Origin of the sequence: Streptomyces sp. CHD11 (genome assembly GCF_018638295.1) — a bacterium.
In the GTDB taxonomy this organism is placed as follows: Bacteria; Actinomycetota; Actinomycetes; order Streptomycetales; family Streptomycetaceae; genus Streptomyces.
The window spans coordinates 1-305 of the sequence record NZ_JABTTS010000200.1 but is presented as its reverse complement, the minus strand read 5'-3'; the positions used below and the strand labels follow the sequence as shown (position 1 = coordinate 305).

Annotated in this window: 1 protein-coding gene; it reads right to left on the bottom strand. The window is 68.2% G+C overall.

Annotated features, from left to right (window positions below; genetic code table 11):
* Nucleotides 1–219: glycosyl hydrolase family 18 protein (locus tag HTV45_RS33755; protein ID WP_308309820.1), on the bottom strand; the 219-nt coding region annotated here is incomplete at its 3' end.
* Nucleotides 220–305 lie beyond the last annotated feature (86 nt).

Genomic DNA, 305 nt, shown 5'->3' with positions numbered 1-305 from the left:
CATGGTGAGCGTGAAGTCGTCGCCGTAACGCTCCTTCAGGGTGCGCAGGGCGGAGATGAGGTGGACGATCACCGGCGTGGTGGGGTTCTCGATGCCGGCGTCGGCGTCGTCCAGCGAGAGGGAGTGGGCCTCGAAGTCGATGTCGAGGCCGTCGAGACCGTAGGTGTCGATGGTGGAGCTGACGGAGTCGACGAAGGCGTCGCGGGCCTCGGTTGTCAAGACCTCTGACGCCCAGGCGAGGCCCGCCACGAAGGCCAACCTGCACCCGCTTGCCGTGGGCAGTGCGGGGCCACCACGCTCGGTGC